The following is a 1,156-nucleotide window of genomic DNA, read 5'->3' on the forward strand; positions in this document are numbered from 1 at the left end:
GAGCGCGCGCCGGCGCGTTGGCCTACCTGGAGAACGACGACGACGAGGACTCCGCCTCCCGGGCCGCGGCCGCGACCAACGCCTCCGCGCCGGTGACCCCGCCGCAGAAGGCAGCGCGCCGCCGCCTCGACCTGGACCCGGTCGGCATCGTGCTGCTCGGGGCGGCCGTGTTCTCGGTGATGCTGCCCTTCCTCAACCGCGGGGCCCACCCCGCGCTGTGGGCCCTGGTGCCGCTCGGGGTGGCCCTGCTCGGGGCGTTCGCCTGGTGGGAGCGCCGCTACGAGCGGGTCGGTCGACCGCCGCTGGTCAATCCCGAGATCTTCCGCGACCCGGCGTTCCGCAACGGCATGATCATCGTCTCGATCTACTTCATGGGCGGGACCAGCCTGTGGATCGTGATGCCCATGTACCTGCAGTTCCACCTGGGGTACGCGCCGATCGACTCCGCGCTGGTGAGCCTCCCCGCCTCGATCTGCGCCGCGGTGTCCGCGCAGGTCGCGGGGCGGTTCGTGCTGAAGCTCGGGCGTCGGCTGGTGATCGTCGGGTTCTGCCTCACCCTCACCGCGCTGGGCACGTTCATCCTGCTCGCGGGGTTGGTCGAATCCGGGGCGGTGGGCTACCTGATCTTCATGGCCCCCGCCGCGCTGATGGGCACCGCCCAGGGCATGACCATCTCCCCCAACCAGACGCTGACGCTGCGGGCGGTCGACCCCGCGTACGGAGGGGTGGCCGGCAGCATCATCTCGCTGGGCCAGCGCATGGGCACCGCGATCGGCACGGCCGTCGTGCCCGGCGTGCTGTTCTGGATCGTCGAGTCCCAGGACGACTGGCTGCTCGCGTTCCGGGCGGCCCTGGGATTGATCGCCGCGCTGGCGGCGGGCGCGCTGGCGTTCAGCGTGGTGGACCGCCGCCGCGAGAAGCGCTGCGCCTGAACCGGGCAGCCCTCTTCGCAGCTCCCTGCTCGCCCCTCCCCCGGTTGGCGGCCACCCCACCCCGACCCCACCGTGGTTGGCTGTGGTTGGCGGACACCCCACCCCGGTCGGCGGACACCCCGCCCCGGTTGGCGGACATCTGATGCGAGGGACGGCCCGCCAGACACGAATTCTGTCCGCCAGGTGAGGGACGGGGTCCGCCAGGTGAGGGACGGGGTCCGCCA

At 72.5% G+C, this 1,156-nt stretch carries 1 protein-coding gene; it reads left to right on the top strand.

All coding sequences use genetic code 11. The features are described 5' to 3' along the window. Nucleotides 1-932, top strand: a 932-nt coding sequence (locus G6031_RS17360) for an MFS transporter (RefSeq protein WP_182653943.1), incomplete at its 5' end; no start/stop codon positions are given. Between the last annotated feature and the right edge of the window lie 224 nt (nucleotides 933-1,156).

It is taken from the genome of Dietzia sp. CQ4, from assembly GCF_014145125.1.
Classification (GTDB): domain Bacteria; phylum Actinomycetota; class Actinomycetes; order Mycobacteriales; family Mycobacteriaceae; genus Dietzia; species Dietzia natronolimnaea.